A 19,135-nucleotide genomic window follows, 5' to 3' on the forward strand; every position below is an offset into this window, starting at 1 on the left:
GCTTCGGCGGCGCGCGCAGTGTTCATGCGCCCCGCCACCTCGGCCGCGACGGCCGCCAGCGACGGAAAATAACGCACCGGCGCGCCCGCGGCGGCCAGCATCAGGTCGGTGTAAAGACGCTGCAAGGCGTCGATCCACTCGGTGGGCGCGATCTTCTCCAAGACCTCGGCCAGGGTGCCGACGTCGGGCGTCTGGCCTTTGGCCAGTGGGCCGACCAGTTGCGTGAGCCACGGCGGGCAGGCGGTTTCCGCATTCTGCGCCAGGCGCAGCGCCGCCAGCGGCGCGCCACCGGCGGCCGCCAGCCATTCCCGCGCCGGCTCCACGTTCTGGTCGCGCAGCCATTGCAGCGCGGCATCGGGGTCCGGCGCCGGCAGCGGCAGGCGACGGCAGCGCGATACCAACGTCGGCAGCAGGCGGTCGGGCGCGTCGGCCACCAACAGGAACACGGTGTGCGGCGGCGGCTCTTCCAGCACCTTGAGCAAGGCATTGGCCGACACCACATTCAACGCGTGCGCCGGATACAGCAGCGCCACGCGCCAGCCGCCCCGGTGGGTGGCGGTGTTGAACCAGGATTCCAGCGAACGGATCTGGTCGATGCGGATTTCCTTGGATGGCGCCTTCTTGGCGCTGCCGGTGGCCGGCTCGGCGTCCTCCGCGGCATCTGCGGCGTCGGCGCCCTCCTCGACCGCCACGGCCTCGGGCCGGATGCGGCGCAAGTCCGGGTGATTGCCGCTGGCGAACCAGGCGCAGGCGGCGCATTGGCCGCAGGCCAGGCCATCCCGCGGCGTCTCGCACAGCAGGCTGGCGGCGGCGGCCACCGCGAAATCGAGCTTGCCGATGCCGGCCAGGCCGTGCACCAGCCAGGCGTGGGCGAAGCGCTCGCGGTTGCCGAGCCAGGCGCGCGCCGTGTCCATCTGCCACGGCAGGAACTGGGGCGCGCTCATGGCCGTGCCGCCACCAGTTCGCGCAGCCCGCTTTCGAGCTCGGCGCGGATCTCGGGAATCGCGCGGGTCGAATCGATCACGCGGATGCGACCGGGCTCGGCCGCGGCGCGGGCCTGGTAGGCCGCGCGGGTACGCTCGAAGAACGCCGCCCCCTCGCGTTCGAAACGGTCGGGTTCGCGGGCGTCTGCCAGGCGCGCGCGCGCCACTGCCAGCGGCACGTCGAACAGCCAGGTGCGATCGGGCCGGCCCGCCTGCATCCAGGTCTCCAGCGCGGCCACCCGCTCGGCGCCCAGGCCACGGCCACCGCCCTGGTAGGCATAGGTGGCGTCGGTGTAGCGGTCGCACACCACCCAGGCGCCGCGGGCCAGCGCAGGTTCGATCACCTGGTGCAGGTGCTCGCAGCGAGCGGCGAACATCAGCAGGGTCTCGGTGTCCAGGCCCATCGGGTCGGTCAGCACCAGGGCGCGCAGCTTTTCGCCCAGCGGCGTGCCGCCGGGCTCGCGGGTGGATACCACCTCCAGGCCCTGGCCGCGCAGGAACTCGGCAATCCATGCCGTGTGCGTGCTCTTGCCGGCGCCATCCACTCCCTCCAGCGTAATGAAGCGTCCGCGTGAGGTCATTGCTGTTGTCCTTGTGCTGGCGCCGGATCGCCGTCCGGCACGGGGGGAGAGACGGGCTCCAGTTCCGGCGCCGGCGGCTTGCCGGCGGGGGCCGGCCGCGCCGCCGGCGTCTGGCCCAGGATATAACGGGAAACGTTGCGATTGTGCTCGGACAGGCTCACCGAAAACTCGCTGGTGCCATTGCCGCGCGACACGAAAAACAGGAATTTGTGCTGTTCCGGCTGCACCGCCGCCAGCAGCGCCGCGCGGCCGGCCGCCGCGATCGGCGTGGGCGGCAGGCCCGGACGCGTATAGGTATTCCAGGGCGTGTCGGTCTGCAGGTCGCGCTTGCGGATGCGGCCCTGGTAGTTTTCGCCCATGCCGTAGATGACCGTGGGATCGGTCTGCAGCAGCATGCCGAGCTTCAGCCGGTTGGTGAACACGCCCGCCACGCGGCGGCGGTCGGGACCGTGCCCGGTCTCCTTTTCGATGATGGACGCCAGCACCAGCGCTTCGTAGGGCGTGGACAGGGGCAGGTCCGCCTGGCGCTTGGCCCAGGCGTCGTCAAGAATGCGCTGGCCTTCCTGGTAGGCGCGTCGCAACAGGTCGAAATCGGTGCTGCCCGGCGTGAAGATGTAGGTGTCGGGAAAGAACATGCCTTCCGGATGCTTGACGTCCGACCCCAGGCGCGCCATCAGGGCCTCGTCGCTGATATCGCCGAGGGTCTGCTTGACGTCCGGGTTCTCACGCAGCGCCTGGCGGATCTGGCGGAAGGTCCAGCCTTCCAGGAAAGTGATCTGGCGCTGGGTCATGTCGCCGCGCGCCATGCGCTCGAGCAGCAGCCACGGCGTATCGCCGTTGATGGCCTGGTAGCCGCCAGCCTTGATCAGCTTGTCCTGCTCGGACAGGCGCGCCATCCAGACGAAACCGGGTTCCCAAACCGGTACGCCGGCCGCGTTCAGCGCGCGCGCGACGGTTCGCGGACTGCTGCCCGGGTCCACCACGAAATCGATCCTGTCGGCCGACAGGTGCAGGGGCCGATGCATCCAGCTCCATGCCGCGCCCGCCGCCGCGGCGGCGGCCAGCACGATGAGCAGGAGAAACCACAGGACATAAAAACGGAGTCGCTTCTTCATAAGTGTGGGAAGTTTAATGGATCGCGCGCGCCTCCCGCGACAAAACCAGGGTCGGAGCGCATCACGCGCCCCTTTGCCGTGCGGGGGCATGGACCTGCCAGCGGGGGAACACAGCTATCATCAGGCCTTTGATGACGAGTCACGGGCCCACGCAGCCATGCATGCTTTCTTTTCTTCGATCCCGGCGCGCGCCGAAGGTTGCGCGCAATGCGCTCCCCTGGAAGATTTTGCCGTCATCGGCGCCAGCGGCGCCGACGCGCTCACCTTCCTGCACGGCCAACTGACGCAGGACGTCACCGGCCTGCCCGCGGACGCCGCCCGCCTGGCCGGCTACTGCACCGCCAAGGGTCGCCTGCTGGCCACGCTGGTCATGTGGCGCGGCGCCGACGCCGCCGAAGACGCCCCCCGGCTGTACGCCCTGGTTCGCCAGGACTTGGCGGCGGCACTGGTCAAGCGCCTGTCGATGTTCGTCCTGCGCGCCAAGGCCAGGCTCGCCCCCGCCGCCGTCCACGTTGCCGGCGTGCAGGCCGAACCGGCGCAACTGGCCGCGCTGGAAGCGGCCGCCGGCGCGCTGCCGCGCGCGCCCTGGCAGCGCGCCGAACTGCCCTCGGGCACCTGGATCGCCGCGCCCGCGGCAGGCGCCGCGCTGCGCTGGTGGTGGATCGCCACGGACGCGCAACTGGCCGCCGCCGCGCCGCTGGCAGCCGTCCTGGGCCGGGCCGCGGCCGGCCAATGGCACGCCGCCGACCTGGCGGCCGGCATCCCCTGGATCACCAGCCCGACCCAGGACGTCTTCATTCCGCAAACCGTCAACCTCGACCTGATCCAGGGCGTCAGCTTCACCAAGGGCTGTTATCCCGGCCAGGAAGTGGTGGCGCGCAGCCACTACCGCGGCACGGTGAAACGCCGCATGGCCTACGGCACCCTCGCCGGCGCCGACACTGCTGGCCAGGCGCTGGCCGGCCAGGACGTCTTCGACGCCACCCAGCCGGGCGAGCCCGTGGGCCGCATCATCGATGCGGCCCATTCCGACGGCAAGGTGGCGGTGTTGTTCGAAACCACACTGGCCGCCCTGCCGCAAGGCGACCTGCGGCTGGGCGCGGCCGACGGTCCGCGCATCGCCGCCGCCCCGCTGCCCTACGCCATCACGCCCTAGCGCCTCGGCGGTGTCAGACCACGGCGCCGAACAAGGCGCCGACACCGGCTGTCACCGCCATCGCCAGCGCCCCCAACACCGTCACCCGCAGCGCTGCCGGCCCCTTGGGCGCGCCGCCGGCGCCGGCCGCCAGCGCCCCCAGACAGGCCAGACAGGCCACCGACGCGCCGATCACCCAGCCGATCAGCGACGGCATCGGCACCGCCGCCGCCACCGCCAGCGGCAATGCCGCGCCGCCGGCGAACGACGCCGCCGAAGCCAGCGCCGCCTGCACCGGGCGGGCGCGGTTGTGCAGTGAAATGCCGAGTTCGTCGCGCGCGTGGGCATCCAGCGCATCATGGTTGGTCAGTTGCCGCGCGACCTGCTTGGCCAGATCGCGCGACAGCCCCCGCTCGACATAGATCTCGACCAGTTCCTCGAGCTCTTCGCCGGAATTGCGCTTGAGCGAGCGCTGTTCCATGCGCAGGTCGGCCGCCTCGGTATCGGCCTGCGACCGCACCGAGACGTATTCGCCGGCGGCCATCGACAGCGCGCCGGCCACCAGGCCGGCCAGGCCCGATGTCAGTATGGCCTCGTGCGAGGCCTGGGCCGCCGCCACCCCGGTGATGAGACTGGCGGTGGACACGATGCCGTCGTTGGCGCCCAGCACGGCGGCCCGCAGCCAGTTGCTACGGAAAATTCGATGATGTTCTTTGGAAGGCATTGCCCGTGAACCCGTTCAAGGCGCGACAGGGCCTGCGGCGGCGGCCCGCCGCAAGCGGCTCAACGCGGCGCCACGCGCACCGCGGTGAGCAAGCCTATCACGCAAAGGGTGGCCTGTTCGCCTTCATAGGCATGCACTTCGACCTGGCAGATCGACAGGCGCTTGCCCGGCTTGACCACGCGGCCGCTGGCCACATAGCGTTCGCCCTTGGCCGGCGCCAGGAAGTTCATCTTGAACTCCGAGGTCAGCACGTCCTCGCCCGGCTGGAACAGGCTGAAGGCGGCGTAGCCGCCGGCCGAATCGGCGATGGTGGTGGAGATGCCGGCATGCAGAAAGCCATTCTGCTGGCATAGATCCTCGCGATAGGGCAGGACGATGTCCACCCTGCCCGGCTCGACCGCCTCCAGGCGGGCGCCGAGCAACGACATGATGCGCTGCCGCTCGAAGCTCTCCCGGACGCGTCCCGCGGGATCATGACAAGGCGCGGACGTGGCCATGTCAGTCCTGGTCGCGCTTGACCAGGTTGACGATGCTGGAGAAGTCCAGCCGGCCCGAACCGCCCGCGCTGTGCAGCGAATACAGGTTGCGCGCCAGCTCGCCCAGCGGGATCGAGGCACGCGCCGATAGCGCCGCCTCGGCGGCCAGGCCCAGGTCCTTGAGCATCAGGTCGACGCCGAAGCCGCCGGCGTACCCCTTGGAGGCCGGCGCATGCTCCATCACGCCGGGCCACGGGTTGTACAGTTCGGTGGCCCAGTTGCGGCCCGAGCTCTTGGCGATGATGTCCGACAGCACCTTGGGATCGAGGCCGTTGGCCACGCCCAGCGCCAGCGCCTCGGAGGTGCCTGCCATGAGGATGCCGAGCAGCATGTTGTTGCAGATCTTGGCAACCTGGCCAGCGCCCGCGGGCCCGGCGTGGAAGATGTTCTTGCCCATCTTCTCCAGCACCGGACGCGCGCGCTCCAGCGCCGCCGGCTGGCCGCCGACGATGAAGGTCAGCGTGCCCGCGGCCGCGCCGCCGGTGCCGCCCGAGACCGGCGCGTCGATCATGGCGATGCCGCGCACCTCGGCGGCCTGCGCCACCTTGCGGGCCGAGTCCGGCGCGATGGTGCTGCACTCGATCACCAGCGCGCTGGACGGGATCTTGCCCAGCAGGTCCTGGTCCAGGTACAGGCCTTCGACGTGCTTGCTGGCCGGCAACATCGAGATCACCACCTCGGCGCCCTTGACCGCTTCGGCGGCCGAGGCCGCCGACTTGGCGCCCGCATCGGTCAGCACCTTGACCGCCGCCGGCACCAGGTCGAACACCGTCAGGCTGTGGCCGGCCTTGACCAGATTCAATGCCATGGGCGAGCCCATGTTGCCCAAACCGATAAACGCGATACTGCTCATGATGTCCTGTCTCCTGTTGCTATTGCTGTAGGTATGAAATCAGTGTTGCGACGCGATGCCGGCCCGCTCCGCGGCGGACGTCAGCGGCCTTCCTTGCCCAGGTCGTCCAGCGGATGCGGCTGGCCCTCGGGCCAGGGCTCGTCGAAGAACTTCTGCACCCAGGCCTCGGTGGCCATGTCCAGCACCGCGGGGTTCCAGCGCGGCGTCTTGTCCTTGTCGATCAGCAGCGCGCGGATGCCTTCGGCGAAATCGCCATGCGCGGTGCAATGGAGCGCGGCGATGTATTCGGCGCGGAACACATCGTCCAGCGACCGCAGCCGCATGCGCTGTTGCAGCGCGAACGACAGCCGCAGCGAGCCGGGCGAACCGGCCAGCATGGTGGCCGCGGCGCGCGCCAGCCAGGGGTCGGCGTGGTCCTTCAGGGCGGCCACTTCTTCGTAGATGTCATCCAGGCGGTTGCCGCTGCACAGGCTGTTGATCAGGAACGAATGCTGGCGCAGGTTGCCGCCTTCCAGCGGCGTTTGCGGCTCCAGCGCGGCCAGCGCGCGGCGCAACAGGCCGTCGTTGATCGAACGCGGCGCAATCGCATCCTCGGCATCGCCAGCCGCCTGGCCAGCCCAGGGCTGCTCTTCAAGCGAGGCCAGCAGCTTGGGCCAGTCCTCGTGGTTCAGGCGGAAATCGGCCAGGCCGGCAAAAAACGCATCCGCCGCGTTGATCTGCGCGCCAGTCAGCGCCAGGAACACCCCGATGCGGCCCGGCATGCGGTTCAACAGCCAGCTACCGCCCACGTCCGGGAACAGGCCGATGGAAACTTCCGGCATCGCCAGGCGCGAGGCCTCGCTGACCACGCGGTGGCTGGCGCCCATCATCAGGCCGATGCCGCCGCCCATGACGATGCCGTGCCCCCAGCACAGCACCGGCTTGGGGTAGCTGTGGATGCGGTAGTCCAGGCGGTATTCATGCTCGAAAAAACGGCGCGCGTAGGCATTGCCCCAGGCGCCCTTGCCGGCGTTCTCGGTCATGCTGCGGTACAGGCCGTGCAGGTCGCCGCCGGCGCAGAAGGCCTTCTCGCCCGCGCCCTGAAGCACCACCAACGCCACCGCCGGATCGCGCGCCCAGGCGTCCAGGCGCTCGGCCAGCAGATCGACCATCTCCAGCGACAGCCCGTTCAGGGTCTGCGGCGAATTCAGCGTCGCGATCCCGAAGCGCATTCCATTGGCGGCGGCCCTTTCTTCGAACAGCACCGGTGCATTCATCTTATGTCGGCTCCTTTTTCCAACAATTGGCGGGCGATGATCACGCGCATGATCTCGTTGGTCCCCTCCAGAATCTGATGTACGCGAGTATCGCGCACCAGACGCTCCAAGGGATAGTCCCGCAAGTAGCCATAGCCGCCATGGATCTGCTGGGCGTCCAGGCAGATCTGGAAGCCCATGTCGGTGGCAAAGCGCTTGGCCATCGCGCAGTAGGTGGCGGCATCGGGCGCGCCGGCGTCCAGCTTGCAGGCCGCCAGCCGCACCATCTGGCGCGCCGCCACCAGGTGGGTGGCCATGTCCGCCAGCTTGAATTGCAATGCCTGGAATTCCGCCAGGCGGCGGTTGAACTGGCGCCGCTCGTCCATGTAGCGGCGGGCCGCGTCCAGCGCGCCCTGGGCCGCGCCCACCGAGCAGGTGCCGATGTTGATGCGGCCGCCGTCCAGGCCCTTCATGGCGATCTTGAAGCCCTCGCCCTCCTCGCCCAGCAGGTTGCCGGCGGGCACACGCACGTTCTCGAACACAATCGGACGGGTGGACTGGCTGTTCCAGCCCATCTTCTCTTCCTTGCGGCCGTAGCTGATGCCCTCGCTGTCGGCGGGCACGGCAAAGGCGCTGATGCCACCCGCGCCCTCGCCGCCGCTGCGCGCCATCACCACCAGCAGGTCGGTGTCGCCGCCGCCCGAGATGAAGGCCTTGGCGCCGTTGAGCACGTAGTGGTCACCCTGGCGCTGCGCCCGGGTCGACAGCGACGCGGCGTCGGAGCCGGCGCCCGGTTCGGTCAGGCAGTACGATGCCAGCTTCTGGCCGCTGGCCAGCAGCGGCCCCCAGGCCTCGCGCAGGGCCGGCTGGCCCCACTTGCCGACCATCCAGGTGGCCATGTTGTGGATTGTCAGGAACGCGGTGGTCGACGGGTCGACGGCGGCCATCTCCTCGAACACCAGGGTGGCATCCAGGCGCGGCAGCCCCAGGCCGCCGATGTCCTCGCTGGCGTAGATGGCGCAGAAGCCCATCTCGCCGGCGCGCGCGAACGCCTCCTTGGGAAAGATGCCCTCGGCATCCCACCGCGCCGCATGGGGCGCCAGTTCGCCCTCGGCATAGTCGCGCGCGGCCTGCGCGAACGCGCGCTGCTCGTCGGTCAGTTCCAAGTCCACAGCCTGTCTCCTGATGTCATCGGTATTGTCTGTTGGCGTTGCTGCCGTCTCGTGAACGCCAGCCAGGCCATTTTGACATGACGTTGACGTAAACGTAAGTACGCAGCACTGCCAATGTTACGCCGGAAGCCCCAGCGCGATTTGTCCCATTGATGACAATGTGGCGGCCGCCCGCCCCCAGGCCACCGCAGGCCGGCCTGCGCCGGTAGCGGTCGGCCCCTACAACAGCCCGGCCGGCCGCACCCGCCCATTGCGGGCAGTCTTGGCGCGCCGGTGCTCGGCACGGCGACGGCGCGACTCCTTCGGATCGAAACTCAAGCCGCGATAGATCTCGACCCGGTCGCCGTCCGCCAGCGGCGTGCCGGGCTCGACGACCTTGCCGAACACGCCCACGCCCCGCTCCCAGGGCCGGACCACCGGAAAGGCCTGGGCGAAACCGCTGGCGCCGAGCGCATCGGCCACGGTCGAACCGGCCGGCAGGCGCAATTCGCGCAGCCAGACCTGGGCCGGCAAGGCATAACAGACCGACACCCCGATCCGGCCATCGGCGCTGGCCTCATTCGCCATACTTGACCTGCGCGCGCTTGGTGAAGGAATCGATGAAGCTGGTGGCGATGCGGTTGAACACCGGCCCCACCACCATTTCAAGCGCCCGGTTGGAAAAGGCGTATTCCATGGTGAACAACACCTTGCAGGCGTCCTCGGCCAGGGGCTGGAACTCCCAGTGCCCCACCAGACTGGAAAACGGCCCATCGACCAGTTCCAGGTCGATGCGGTCGGGATAGACGTGGCGGTTGCGCGTGGTGAAGCGCTGCTTCATGCCGGCGAAACTGATCAGGATGGACGCCTGCATGCCATGCTCGTCGCGGCTCTGCACCTCGGCGCCGCCACACCACGGCATGAACTCGGGGTACTTCTCCACGTCGGCCACCAGGTCGAACATCTGGGCGGCGCTGTAAGGCACCAGGACGGATCGCTGTACTTTGTGCATCGGCTATCGCAAATGGCTAGAATGATAGGATTTTACCGGCACCGCGCCATCCGGGGGCGCAAGCAAGAACAAACGAAGAACGAATGGGCATATTGGCCCCGACAAGATGAGCATTATCGATAACCGCAAGGCCACGCACGACTACTTCATCGAGGACCGCTACGAAGCCGGCCTGGTTCTCCAGGGCTGGGAGGTCAAGGCGATCCGCGACGGCCGCGTGCAACTCAAGGAAAGCTACGTCATCGTGCGCGACGGCGAACTGTTCCTGCTCGGCATGCACGTCAGTCCCCTGCCCACGGCATCCACCCACATCCATCCCGACGCCATGCGCACGCGCAAGCTGCTGCTCAAGGCCGAGGAAATCAGCAAGCTGATCGGCAAGGTGGAACAACGCGGCTACACGCTGGTGCCGCTGAACCTGCACTACAAGAACGGCCGCATCAAGCTCGATTTCGCGCTGGGCCGTGGCAAGAAGCTGTACGACAAGCGCGACACCGCGCGCGAAAAAGACTGGCAGCGCGAGAAAGAGCGCATCATGAAGCACGACACCCGCGCCTCGCGCAAGGACGCCTGACCCCGGCCGCTCGCCGCGTCCTGGCGGTCGTTCGCGCCGTTCAGGCCGCCGCCGGCAAAGGCGTCGGTTCCAGTGTTGCGCTGCCCGGCCCCGCCACCCGATTGCGCCCGGCCTGCTTGGCCGCGTACAGCATGCGGTCGGCGCGCTCCAGGAAAGCCTGCAGGTTCTCCCCCGGCAGCCAATCGACCACGCCGGCACTGAAGGTATACGTAATCGTGCTGCCGCCATGCGCGCAGGGCGTGCGCCGCACCGAATCGAGCAGCCGATGGGCCGCCTCCATGACCGCGTCGCTGCGCAGGTCGGCGAACAGCACGCAGAACTCCTCGCCTCCGAACCGTCCCACGTGATCGCCGGTGCGCAGCGTGGCGGTGGCCAGCAGCCCGAAGTGGCGCAGCACCGCGTCGCCCGCGGCATGGCCATGGGTGTCGTTGATACGCTTGAAGTGATCGATGTCCAGCAGCATCAGCGTCAACGGACGGCGCATGCGCAACGCCTGGGCGCAGTAGCGCTCGGCCTGCAGCCACCAGGCCTTGCGCGACATCAGTCCGGTCAGGAAATCGGTGCTGGCCTCGTGCTCGCGATCGGCCAGCATGCGGTCATGGATGATCATGATGGTGCCCAGCGTCAGGCATGGCATCGCCAACACGCCCAGCGTCATGAACACGATGTTCCAGGTGGTCGGCTGCAACAGGAAATCGGCCTGCGCCACGCCCGTCGCGAACAGCATCGAACGCAGCGCGCAGGTCAGGCCCGAGATCATCGCCACCGACCAGACGAAGTAATAGCTGTAGCGTGAGCGGTTGGCCGGCAGGCCGCGCGCCACCGCCACCGCCACGGCAAACATGAAGCCCATCTGCAACGTCGACATGGCGACGATACGCGGCGCCACCTGGCTATCCAGGTAGGTGTATCCCACCAGCGCCAGCCAGGCCGCGGCGCATGCCACGCCCATCAAATGCTGCGGCACCCGTTGCCCCAGCAGACGCCGGATACCGGCGTAATAGGCGCACAGCGCCAGGCTGACCAGCATGTTGGGCAGCAGGACCGACAGCCAGCGCGGCGCCTCGGTGGCCTGCAGGCCGAACAGAAAAAACGCCAACAGCGTGAGCAGGTTGGCGCGTATGGTCTCGCGGATGCCGGCCATGCCGCTGCGCGCCAGGGACCCCAGCACGCACAGCGACAACACCCCCGTGAGTACTGCAATCGACAGCAAATGCACGGGAGCGATCATGGACGGTGCGCCTTGCAGCGCGCGGTTCAGCTATTGCGGGTGGATTTGACGATGGTCATGGCCGAGGCGATCATGCCGCCGACATCCGACAGATTGGCCGGCAGGATCAGCGTATTGCCTTCCTTGGCCACGTTGCCGAAGGCCTCGACGTAGCGTTCGGCCACCTTCAGGTTGACCGCCTCGGAGCCGCCCGGCTGGCGCACGGCCTCGGCCACCTGGGTGATGGCCTTGGCCGTGGCCTCGGCAATCGCCAGCACCGCCGCGGCCTCGCCCTGGGCCTGGTTGATCTGGGCCTGCTTCTCGCCTTCGGAGCGGGCGATGGCGGCTTCGCGTTCGCCGGTGGCGATGTTGATCTGCTCCTGGCGGCGGCCTTCCGAGGCCGCGATCAGCGCGCGCTTCTCGCGCTCGGCGGTGATCTGCGCCTGCATCGAACGCAGGATCTCGTTGGGCGGGGTCAGGTCCTTGATCTCATAGCGCAGCACCTTCACGCCCCAGTTCAGCGCCGCCTCGTCCAGCGACGACACGATGGTGCTGTTGATGGCGTCGCGTTCCTCGAAGGTGCGGTCCAGTTCCATCTTGCCGATCACCGAGCGCAGCGTGGTCTGCGCCAGCTGCGTAATGGCCGAGATGTAATTGGACGAACCGTACGACGCGCGCATCGGGTCGGTCACCTGGAAGTACAGCACGCCGTCCACCTGCAGTTGGGTGTTGTCGCGCGTGATGCAGACCTGGCTCGGCACATCCAGCGGAATTTCCTTGAGCGAATGCTTGTACGACACGCGCTCGATGAACGGGATCACGAAGCCGGCGCCCGGCGACAGCACGCGGTCGAACTTGCCCAGCCGCTCGACCACCCAGGCATGCTGCTGGGGAACGATGGCGATCGCCTTGATGACGATCAGGATCGCCAGCGCGACGATGACGAGCAGGACGATAGTGGAAGTGTCCATCATGGTGTAGTGCCTCTTCTGGGGTGAATGCGGTGATGCGCCTGCCCGCGAAAGCCAGGGCGCCTGCTGCGGCCGGCCCCGCCCGCGGCGGGTCCGGGTCCTGCTTGGATCGGCCAGCGCCGCCGCTCAAGGCAGCCGTCGCCGGTCGTTCCCGGGGGAGCCCCCCGCTTCAGCGCGACGCGCCGGCCGCGCCGCCCTTGGGCGTCAGGACCAGGCGCGTGCCGCGCAATTCGGTGATGATGTGTTCGCCGCCATGGGCCGGCTGGCCGGCAGCCAGTTCCGCTTGCCAGTGGGCGCCACGGTACCAGACCCGCGCCGTGCCGTTCCCGGCCCAGGCTTCGACATTGACGGTCTGGCCGATATCCAGGTTGACGTCGGCATTGCGGGCGGCGTTGACCTCGCGCTTTTTCAGCACCCGGGTTTTGCGCAGCACGAGCAGGCCCAGCAACAACACCACGCCGCACGCCACCAGTTGCCATTCAAGGCCTGCCAGCAGCCACGCCGCGATACCGCCGGCGGCCAGGCCCAGGGCCACGAGCAGCAGGTAGAACGTTCCCGTCGCAAGTTCGCCGATGAGCGCCAGCGCGGCCAGCCCAAGCCAGATCCACATAGTTGAGTTTTACCTGAAAGGATGAGTCGGTCAGCGGATTGTACGTATTTCCGTGACGCAACGGTGGCACCCATCGCCCGGTCCGGACAATCAGCCTGGATTATGATGTGCCCTGGCGCTTCGCCCGCCCCGGGTCCGGCGCCCGGCATTCTCAACGCATATACCCCATGACCGCTGCAACATCTCCCGTCCGTCCCGTCCTCATCCTGCACACGGGGGACCCGGACGACACGCTCAAGCGCCAGTTCGGCGGCTATGCCGAACAACTGGCGCAGGCCTCCGGCCTGGCGTCCGACGCCCTTGAAGTCGTCGCCGTGCACGCCGGCGAGCAGCCGCGCGCTCCGGAGCAGTACCGCGCCGCCCTGATCACCGGCTCGCCCGCCATGGTCACCGACCTGGAACCCTGGAGCGAAGCCACTGCCGCCTGGCTGCGCGCGGCCGCCGCGGCTGGCCTGCCGATGTTCGGCATCTGCTACGGCCACCAGTTGCTGGCGCATGCCCTGGGCGGCAAGGTCGGCTACAACCCCGCCGGCCGCGAGGTCGGCACCCAGACGGTCGAACTGCTGCCCGCCGCCAGCGGCGACAAGCTGCTGGCCGGTCTGCCGCCCACCTTCCCGGCCCAGATGCTGCATGCGCAGACGGTGCTGCAGCCGCCGCCCGGCGCCGCCGTGCTGGCGCGTTCCGACCTCGACCCGCACCAGATGCTCCGCATCGGCCGCAACATCTTCTCGACCCAGTTCCACCCCGAATTCGGCCCTGATTTCGTGCGCGCCCACCTCGAACGCTTCGGCCGGCGCTATGCGGCTGAAAATCTCGACGTGCCCGGCTTGTCGGCCAACGTACGCGCCACGCCGGTGTCCGGAGACCTGGTGCGCCGCTTCCTGGACGCCTACACGCCCGCCTGAGGCGGCCGCGCCAGGCAACAACCGGAGTGCGGCGGCGGCCAGTCCTTGAGAACATTCCCGAAAGCGCGCATCTCGGCGCGCCCAGGAGCCCGACATGACCCACGCCGCCCCCTTGAGCAAACAGCACGCCGCCGCCGTCGAACGCGCCTGCCGGGCGCTGGAGGCCGAGCAGCCGCCCGACCTGAACACGCTGGCCGAACAGGCCGGCATGAGCCGCTTCCACTTCCACCGCATCTTCAAGGCGGCCACCGGCATCACGCCCAAGGCCTACGCCAACGCGCTGCGCGCCGACCGCGCCCGCCAGCAGTTGCGCCAGAGCGCCAGCGTCACCGACGCCATGTACGGCGCCGGCTTCAATTCCAGCGGCCGCTTCTACGAGGCCGCCCCGGCCATCCTCGGCATGACGCCCACCGCCTTCCGCAAGGACGGTGCAGGCGTCGAGATCCGCTTCGCCGTGGGCCAGTGCGCGCTGGGCGCCCTGCTGGTCGCCGCCAGCGACACCGGCATCTGCGAAATCGCGCTGCACGAGGATCCCGAACAACTGGTGCGCAACCTGCAGGACCGCTTCAAGGCCGCCCGGCTGATCGGCGCCGACCGCGAATTCGAGCAATGGATGGCGGCGGTGGTCGGTTTCGTGGAAAACCCCTCGGTGGGCCTGCACCTGCCGCTGGACGTGCGCGGTACCGCGTTCCAGCGCCGCGTCTGGGAGGCGCTGCGAGAGATCCCGGTGGGCACCACCGTCACCTACACCGACATCGCCGAACGCATCGGCTCGCCACGCTCGGTGCGCGCGGTGGCGCGCGCTTGCGCCACCAACAACATCGCGCTGGCCATCCCCTGCCATCGCGTGGTGCGCACCGACGGCTCGCTGGCCGGCTACCGCTGGGGCATCGAGCGCAAGCGCGAACTGATCGAGCGCGAGGCCAAGGCGGCCTGACGCCCCCACCCGCTCACGGCGTCGCGCCGCCTGCGCCCGCCCCATCACGGCGGCGCGATAAAAAAGCCCGCGCCATCCCTGGCGCGGGCTTTTTGCGTGCGAACCGGCGATTACTTCGCCAGGCGCTGCCAGGTGTCGACCACCGTGTCCGGGTTCAGCGACATCGACAGGATGCCTTCATCCTTGAGCCACTGCGCAAAGTCCGGATGATCGCTGGGGCCCTGACCGCAGATGCCGACGTACTTGTTGGCTGCCAGGCAAGCCTTGATCGCGCGGCGCAGCATGAATTTGACGGCCTCGTCGCGCTCGTCGAAATCGGCCGCCAGCAGTTCCATGCCGGAGTCGCGGTCCAGGCCCAGGGTCAGCTGGGTCATGTCGTTCGAACCGATCGAGAAGCCGTCGAAGTACTGCAGGAACTCGTCGGCCAGGATGGCGTTGGAGGGCACTTCGCACATCATGATCAGCTTCAGGCCGTTCTCGCCGCGCGCCAGGCCGTGCTTGGCGAGCAGGTTGACCACCTTTTCCGCCTGGCCCAGGGTGCGCACGAACGGCACCATGATCTCGACGTTGGTCAGGCCCATGTCATCGCGCACCTTCTTGAGCGCTTCGCATTCCATGCGGAAGCACTCGGCGAAGTCGTCGGCGATGTAGCGCGAGGCGCCGCGGAAGCCCAGCATCGGGTTCTCTTCCTCGGGCTCGTAGCGCGAACCGCCCACCAGCTTGCGGTACTCGTTGGACTTGAAGTCCGACATGCGCACGATCACGGGCTTCGGGTAGAAGGCCGCCGCGATGGTGGCCACGCCTTCGGCCATCTTCTCGACGAAGAAGGCGCGCGGGCTGGCATGGCCGCGGGCGGCCGATTCCACGGCTTTCTTCAGCTCGCCGTCGACGTTCGGATAGTCCAGCACCGCCTTCGGGTGGATGCCGATGTTGTTGTTGATGATGAATTCCAGGCGCGCCAGGCCGACGCCGCCGTTGGGGATCTGGGCGAAGTCGAACGCCAGCTGGGGGTTGCCCACGTTCATCATGATCTTCAGGTCGATGGCCGGCATCTCGCCACGGCGCACTTCCTCGACCTCGGTCTCGATCAGGCCGTCATAGATGCGGCCTTCGTCGCCCTCGGCGCACGACACGGTCACGGCCTGGCCTTCCTTGAGCACGTCGGTGGCGTTGCCGCAGCCCACCACGGCCGGAATGCCGAGTTCACGCGCGATGATGGCCGCGTGGCAGGTACGGCCGCCGCGGTTGGTCACGATCGCCGAGGCGCGCTTCATGACGGGTTCCCAGTTGGGGTCGGTCATGTCGGTGACCAGCACGTCGCCGGGCTGCACCTTGTCCATGTCGGAGATGTCGCCGACCACCCGCACCGGACCCGAACCGATCTTCTGGCCAATGGCGCGGCCGGTGATCAGGACCTGGCCGGTGGCCTTCAGGCGGTAGCGCTGCTGCACGTCGTTGGCGCCCTGCTGCGACTTCACCGTTTCCGGGCGCGCCTGCAGGATGTAGATCTTGCCGTCGACGCCGTCGCGGCCCCACTCGATGTCCATCGGGCGGCCATAGTGCTTCTCGATGATGACGGCGTAGCGGGCCAGCTCGATGACCTCATCGTCGGTCAGCGAGTAGCGGTTGCGCTCGGACACCGGCACGTCGACCGTGCGCACGGCGCGGCCTTCCGGACGCTCGGGATCGAATTCCATCTTGATCAGCTTGGAACCGATGCGGCGGCCGACGATCGGGTAATGGCCCTGGGCCAGCGTGGGCTTGAAGACGTAGAACTCGTCGGGGTTGACGGCACCCTGCACCACGGTTTCGCCCAGGCCGTACGACGAGGTGATGAACACCACGTCCTGGAAGCCCGATTCGGTGTCGATGGTGAACATCACGCCGGCGCTGCCCTTGTCCGAACGCACCATGCGCTGGATGCCGGCCGACAGGGCCACATCGGCGTGGGCATAGCCCTTGTGCACGCGGTAGGAGATGGCGCGGTCGTTGTAGAGCGAGGCGAACACGTGGCGGATCTTGTCCAGCACGTCGTCGATGCCGACCACGTTCAGGAAGGTTTCCTGCTGGCCGGCGAACGAGGCGTCGGGCAGGTCTTCGGCGGTGGCGGACGAGCGCACGGCGAACGAGCCCTTGCCATCGGCGTCGAGCTTGGCGAAGGCGTCGCGGATCTGCGCTTCGAATTCGGCCGAGAACGGCGCCTCGACGATCCATTGGCGGATCTGCGCGCCGGCGTTGGCCAGTTCGCGCACGTCTTCGGGATTCAGCGTGGTCAGGCGTTCGGCGATGCGCTTATCAAGGCCCGAGGCCTTGAGGAAGTCGCGGAAGGCGTCGGCGGTCGTGGCAAAGCCGCCCGGCACGCGGACACCCGCGCCAGACAGCTGGCTGATCATTTCGCCTAGTGATGCGTTCTTGCCTCCTACCGAGTCCACGTCCGTCATGCGGAGCTGCTCGAACAAAACAACGTACGACATTGAAGTCACCTTTTACAATGGAATGAAAGCGAGTTTGGTCAATGCAGATTCGACGCCGGCTTACCGCCTGGATTTCGCCGATCCGCCTGCGCTGACCAAACTGGCCTTGGACCGCCCTTGGGGTGACTTATAGGGGCCTGATTGTACTCGGAGGAGCACATCCGGCCATCCGCCTGGTTGGAATTTTTACATATGACATCTACCCCGATCGCACGCACGGTATACATCGTTTCAGACAGTACCGGCATCACCGCGGAAACCTTCAGCCAATCGGTGCTTTCCCAGTTCGAGGAAGTCGATTTCAAGCCTGTGCGGCTGCCCTTCGTCGACACCCTGGAAAAAGCCGCCGAAGTGGCCATGCGCATCGACCGCAGCGCCCAGGAAGCCGGCGTGCCGCCGATCGTCTTCAGCACCCTGGTCAATCCCGACATCCTGGCCCGCGTTCGCCAAGCGAACGGCATCTTCCTGGACCTGTTCGGCACCTTCGTCAGCCATATCGAGCAGGCGCTGGGACTCAAATCCAGCCACTCCATCGGCCGCTCGCACATGCAGGCCAATTCCGAAAAGTACCGCAACCGGATCGATGCCATCAATTTCAGCCTGGCCCACGACGACGGCCAGTTCGTCAACCAACTGGATCAGGCCGATGTCATCCTGGTCGGTGTCTCGCGCTGCGGCAAAACGCCCACCAGCCTGTACCTGGCGATGCAGTACGCCATCAAGGCCGCCAACTTCCCGCTGACTCCGGACGACTTCGAGCGCGGTGTCCTGCCCTCGACCATCGCGCCGCACCGCGCCAAGCTGTTCGGCCTGTCGATCCAGCCCGAACGCCTGTCCGAAGTGCGCAACGAGCGCCGCCCCAACAGCCGCTATGCGCAACTGGAGCAATGCCGCTACGAAGTCGCCGAGGCCGAGCGCATGATGCGTCGCGAAGGCATTTCCTGGCTGTCCACCACCACCAAGTCGATCGAGGAGATTTCGACCACCGTGCTGCAGGAAGTCGGCCTGGACCGCGGCTGAAAACGCCAAGGGCGCGCCACTGGCGCGCCCTTGCCTGGCGGAAACCGGGCCGCCCAGCGGCGGTCAGCGACGCAGCTTGACCCGCTCGCGCGAGCCGGCGCCCCAGTACTTCAGCGGCGCCATCTCCTGCTGCGCCAGCGTTTCCGAGTCTTCCAGGCGCATGACCTGGGTGCCGACGCTGGATGAATTACCGCCGACGCCCTCGATGCTCAGGCGCACATAGCGCGTCTGTCCCGGCGCCAGGTCGAAGGTCACGAATTCGTTTTCCCGCATCGTGTCGACGCGGTAGGTGCCGGCCGGACGATTGATGAAAAAGAAGCTGCCGGGCCTGGAACGCCCTACCTTGGCGCCGTTGACCCGCAGGTAAGGCTGGCTCGACAGCACGCCGCCCGGCGCCGGCGGCTGGTAGAAGTAAATCCGGCCGGTATCCGGCACCATGACGGGAATGTTCGCCGCCACGTCCCGGTAACGGGCGCCACCGCATCCCGCCAACATCCCCGCCGCGATTGCGGCGGCGGCCAACATCCTGATCCCGCGCTTCATTCTTCCTGCTCTCCTGTGATGGGTTCACCGGCGCCGCACACTATCGCATCGGACGACCCGCAAGGTTACTGGCGCATGCCGATAGGCAGCGCCACCGGACGGACCAGCTCGACATAGCCGCGCTCGCCCGGCAGATAGAACCCCATCAGTTGGCCAGAAGAGACCACCAGATAGGCTTCGGTTTTCCTGGGCGCCTGGACAGTGAACTGTCCGCCCAAGGGTCGATAAACATCCCCCTGCACGATGGCGCCCACGCGGCGCCATTGCGAAGCGTCCGGCAGCTTCACCGCCGCATCGGCCGGTAACGCAGCGCGCACTTCCCTGGATAGCCGGATCACGTTGGCGGACTCCGCCGCCGCGACCGGCACCAGGCTGGCTGGCTCGGGCTTGCCGGACGCGCAACCCGCCAGCACAGTCAGGCAGAGCCATGGAACCAGCATCGCCCGACCCGCGCGAGAACCCAATGACTGATCAACAGCCTGCGAAGATGCCATGGCTATCTCAAAATATCAAAATGGTAACAAAAAATAATCAGCAGCACAGCTTTCGCGCTGTCGCGCCGGCCC

General features: G+C 67.8%; 21 protein-coding genes. 5 read left to right on the top strand and 16 right to left on the bottom strand.

The annotated features are described in order from the left end of the window. From holB to mltG, 3 genes are all read right to left on the bottom strand, one after another. Positions 1 to 944: DNA polymerase III subunit delta' (holB, locus tag AC6LKG_RS13600; protein WP_498165100.1), on the bottom strand; the 944-nt coding region annotated here is incomplete at its 3' end. After that, on the bottom strand, positions 941 to 1,564 hold the full coding sequence (gene tmk / locus AC6LKG_RS13605; RefSeq protein ID WP_498165101.1) for a dTMP kinase: 624 nt from the start codon (positions 1,562 to 1,564) through the stop codon (positions 941 to 943). The genes holB and tmk, both read right to left, overlap by 4 nt. Beyond that, positions 1,561 to 2,679 (bottom strand): endolytic transglycosylase MltG, encoded by a 1,119-nt coding sequence (gene mltG, locus AC6LKG_RS13610; RefSeq protein WP_498165102.1) that lies wholly within the window; start codon positions 2,677 to 2,679, stop codon positions 1,561 to 1,563. The genes tmk and mltG overlap by 4 nt, the downstream gene beginning before the upstream one ends. 157 nt (positions 2,680 to 2,836) lie before the next feature. Here mltG and ygfZ point away from each other — a divergent pair, with 157 nt between their 5' ends. Then, positions 2,837 to 3,835 (top strand): CAF17-like 4Fe-4S cluster assembly/insertion protein YgfZ, encoded by a 999-nt coding sequence (gene ygfZ, locus AC6LKG_RS13615; RefSeq protein ID WP_498165104.1) that lies wholly within the window; start codon positions 2,837 to 2,839, stop codon positions 3,833 to 3,835. Between the two features lie 13 nt (positions 3,836 to 3,848). Here ygfZ and AC6LKG_RS13620 read toward each other — a convergent pair whose 3' ends face one another. The 7 genes from AC6LKG_RS13620 to AC6LKG_RS13650 form a co-directional block, all read right to left on the bottom strand. Further along, positions 3,849 to 4,538, bottom strand: a complete 690-nt coding sequence (locus tag AC6LKG_RS13620; protein ID WP_498165106.1) for a VIT1/CCC1 transporter family protein — start codon at positions 4,536 to 4,538, stop codon at positions 3,849 to 3,851. A gap of 59 nt (positions 4,539 to 4,597) precedes the next feature. Beyond that, on the bottom strand, positions 4,598 to 5,035 hold the full coding sequence (locus AC6LKG_RS13625) for a PaaI family thioesterase (RefSeq protein WP_498165108.1): 438 nt from the start codon (positions 5,033 to 5,035) through the stop codon (positions 4,598 to 4,600). A 1-nt stretch (position 5,036) separates the two neighbouring features. Then, entirely contained in the window at positions 5,037 to 5,927 is an 891-nt protein-coding gene (gene mmsB / locus AC6LKG_RS13630) for a 3-hydroxyisobutyrate dehydrogenase (RefSeq protein WP_498165110.1), read from the bottom strand. An 80-nt stretch (positions 5,928 to 6,007) separates the two neighbouring features. Further along, positions 6,008 to 7,183 carry an enoyl-CoA hydratase/isomerase family protein gene (locus tag AC6LKG_RS13635; RefSeq protein WP_498165112.1) on the bottom strand — a complete coding sequence of 392 codons (1,176 nt, stop codon included), beginning with the start codon at positions 7,181 to 7,183 and terminating at the stop codon, positions 6,008 to 6,010. Further along, complete coding sequence (locus tag AC6LKG_RS13640) at positions 7,180 to 8,334, bottom strand: acyl-CoA dehydrogenase family protein (RefSeq protein WP_049074213.1); 1,155 nt, start codon at positions 8,332 to 8,334, stop codon at positions 7,180 to 7,182. Before AC6LKG_RS13640 ends, AC6LKG_RS13635 begins: the two co-directional genes overlap by 4 nt. A gap of 219 nt (positions 8,335 to 8,553) precedes the next feature. Further along, positions 8,554 to 8,901 (bottom strand): RnfH family protein, encoded by a 348-nt coding sequence (locus tag AC6LKG_RS13645; protein ID WP_498165114.1) that lies wholly within the window; start codon positions 8,899 to 8,901, stop codon positions 8,554 to 8,556. Next, positions 8,891 to 9,325 carry a type II toxin-antitoxin system RatA family toxin gene (locus AC6LKG_RS13650; RefSeq protein WP_498165116.1) on the bottom strand — a complete coding sequence of 145 codons (435 nt, stop codon included), beginning with the start codon at positions 9,323 to 9,325 and terminating at the stop codon, positions 8,891 to 8,893. Before AC6LKG_RS13650 ends, AC6LKG_RS13645 begins: the two co-directional genes overlap by 11 nt. Before the next feature lie 106 nt (positions 9,326 to 9,431). Between AC6LKG_RS13650 and smpB the strand changes: the two genes are divergently transcribed. Then, positions 9,432 to 9,899: an SsrA-binding protein SmpB gene (gene smpB, locus AC6LKG_RS13655; protein WP_498165117.1), complete on the top strand. Its 468-nt coding sequence runs from the start codon at positions 9,432 to 9,434 to the stop codon at positions 9,897 to 9,899. 40 nt (positions 9,900 to 9,939) lie between these two features. Here smpB and AC6LKG_RS13660 read toward each other — a convergent pair whose 3' ends face one another. From AC6LKG_RS13660 to AC6LKG_RS13670, 3 genes are all read right to left on the bottom strand, one after another. Beyond that, positions 9,940 to 11,130, bottom strand: a complete 1,191-nt coding sequence (locus AC6LKG_RS13660; RefSeq protein WP_498165118.1) for a GGDEF domain-containing protein — start codon at positions 11,128 to 11,130, stop codon at positions 9,940 to 9,942. Between the two features lie 26 nt (positions 11,131 to 11,156). Further along, positions 11,157 to 12,083 (bottom strand): SPFH domain-containing protein, encoded by a 927-nt coding sequence (locus AC6LKG_RS13665; RefSeq protein WP_498165119.1) that lies wholly within the window; start codon positions 12,081 to 12,083, stop codon positions 11,157 to 11,159. 166 nt (positions 12,084 to 12,249) lie between these two features. Then, entirely contained in the window at positions 12,250 to 12,690 is a 441-nt protein-coding gene (locus tag AC6LKG_RS13670) for an NfeD family protein (RefSeq protein WP_498165120.1), read from the bottom strand. 167 nt (positions 12,691 to 12,857) lie between these two features. Between AC6LKG_RS13670 and AC6LKG_RS13675 the strand changes: the two genes are divergently transcribed. After that, positions 12,858 to 13,595: a glutamine amidotransferase gene (locus AC6LKG_RS13675; RefSeq protein ID WP_498165121.1), complete on the top strand. Its 738-nt coding sequence runs from the start codon at positions 12,858 to 12,860 to the stop codon at positions 13,593 to 13,595. A 94-nt stretch (positions 13,596 to 13,689) separates the two neighbouring features. Continuing rightward, positions 13,690 to 14,532 carry a bifunctional transcriptional activator/DNA repair enzyme AdaA gene (locus AC6LKG_RS13680; RefSeq protein ID WP_498165122.1) on the top strand — a complete coding sequence of 281 codons (843 nt, stop codon included), beginning with the start codon at positions 13,690 to 13,692 and terminating at the stop codon, positions 14,530 to 14,532. 110 nt (positions 14,533 to 14,642) lie between these two features. On the opposite strand, the gene ppsA is transcribed toward AC6LKG_RS13680, so the two are convergent. Next, entirely contained in the window at positions 14,643 to 17,006 is a 2,364-nt protein-coding gene (gene ppsA, locus AC6LKG_RS13685; RefSeq protein WP_498165124.1) for a phosphoenolpyruvate synthase, read from the bottom strand. A gap of 192 nt (positions 17,007 to 17,198) precedes the next feature. Between ppsA and ppsR the strand changes: the two genes are divergently transcribed. Beyond that, a complete protein-coding gene (ppsR, locus tag AC6LKG_RS13690) occupies positions 17,199 to 18,026 on the top strand; it encodes a posphoenolpyruvate synthetase regulatory kinase/phosphorylase PpsR (protein WP_498165126.1) in 828 nt (275 codons plus the stop codon). 63 nt (positions 18,027 to 18,089) lie between these two features. On the opposite strand, the gene AC6LKG_RS13695 is transcribed toward ppsR, so the two are convergent. Next, complete coding sequence (locus AC6LKG_RS13695) at positions 18,090 to 18,569, bottom strand: DUF2846 domain-containing protein (protein ID WP_498165128.1); 480 nt, start codon at positions 18,567 to 18,569, stop codon at positions 18,090 to 18,092. 65 nt (positions 18,570 to 18,634) lie between these two features. Further along, complete coding sequence (locus AC6LKG_RS13700) at positions 18,635 to 19,063, bottom strand: hypothetical protein (protein WP_498165129.1); 429 nt, start codon at positions 19,061 to 19,063, stop codon at positions 18,635 to 18,637. Positions 19,064 to 19,135: the final 72 nt, after the last annotated feature.

It is taken from the genome of Achromobacter sp. 46006 (assembly GCF_059761975.1).

Excerpts from the sequence above, each read along its gene's own strand:
- tmk (WP_498165101.1), bottom strand. The coding sequence starts at position 1,564 with ATGACCTCACGCGGACGCTTCATTACGCTGGAGGGAGTGGATGGCGCC.
- mltG (WP_498165102.1), bottom strand. The coding sequence starts at position 2,679 with ATGAAGAAGCGACTCCGTTTTTATGTCCTGTGGTTTCTCCTGCTCATC.
- ygfZ (WP_498165104.1), top strand. The coding sequence starts at position 2,837 with ATGCATGCTTTCTTTTCTTCGATCCCGGCGCGCGCCGAAGGTTGCGCG.
- AC6LKG_RS13620 (WP_498165106.1), bottom strand. The coding sequence starts at position 4,538 with ATGCCTTCCAAAGAACATCATCGAATTTTCCGTAGCAACTGGCTGCGG.
- AC6LKG_RS13625 (WP_498165108.1), bottom strand. The coding sequence starts at position 5,035 with ATGGCCACGTCCGCGCCTTGTCATGATCCCGCGGGACGCGTCCGGGAG.
- mmsB (WP_498165110.1), bottom strand. The coding sequence starts at position 5,927 with ATGAGCAGTATCGCGTTTATCGGTTTGGGCAACATGGGCTCGCCCATG.
- AC6LKG_RS13635 (WP_498165112.1), bottom strand. The coding sequence starts at position 7,183 with ATGAATGCACCGGTGCTGTTCGAAGAAAGGGCCGCCGCCAATGGAATG.
- AC6LKG_RS13645 (WP_498165114.1), bottom strand. The coding sequence starts at position 8,901 with ATGGCGAATGAGGCCAGCGCCGATGGCCGGATCGGGGTGTCGGTCTGT.
- AC6LKG_RS13650 (WP_498165116.1), bottom strand. The coding sequence starts at position 9,325 with ATGCACAAAGTACAGCGATCCGTCCTGGTGCCTTACAGCGCCGCCCAG.
- smpB (WP_498165117.1), top strand. The coding sequence starts at position 9,432 with ATGAGCATTATCGATAACCGCAAGGCCACGCACGACTACTTCATCGAG.
- AC6LKG_RS13660 (WP_498165118.1), bottom strand. The coding sequence starts at position 11,130 with ATGATCGCTCCCGTGCATTTGCTGTCGATTGCAGTACTCACGGGGGTG.
- AC6LKG_RS13665 (WP_498165119.1), bottom strand. The coding sequence starts at position 12,083 with ATGATGGACACTTCCACTATCGTCCTGCTCGTCATCGTCGCGCTGGCG.
- AC6LKG_RS13670 (WP_498165120.1), bottom strand. The coding sequence starts at position 12,690 with ATGTGGATCTGGCTTGGGCTGGCCGCGCTGGCGCTCATCGGCGAACTT.
- AC6LKG_RS13675 (WP_498165121.1), top strand. The coding sequence starts at position 12,858 with ATGACCGCTGCAACATCTCCCGTCCGTCCCGTCCTCATCCTGCACACG.
- AC6LKG_RS13680 (WP_498165122.1), top strand. The coding sequence starts at position 13,690 with ATGACCCACGCCGCCCCCTTGAGCAAACAGCACGCCGCCGCCGTCGAA.
- ppsA (WP_498165124.1), bottom strand. The coding sequence starts at position 17,006 with ATGTCGTACGTTGTTTTGTTCGAGCAGCTCCGCATGACGGACGTGGAC.
- ppsR (WP_498165126.1), top strand. The coding sequence starts at position 17,199 with ATGACATCTACCCCGATCGCACGCACGGTATACATCGTTTCAGACAGT.
- AC6LKG_RS13695 (WP_498165128.1), bottom strand. The coding sequence starts at position 18,569 with ATGAAGCGCGGGATCAGGATGTTGGCCGCCGCCGCAATCGCGGCGGGG.
- AC6LKG_RS13700 (WP_498165129.1), bottom strand. The coding sequence starts at position 19,063 with ATGGCATCTTCGCAGGCTGTTGATCAGTCATTGGGTTCTCGCGCGGGT.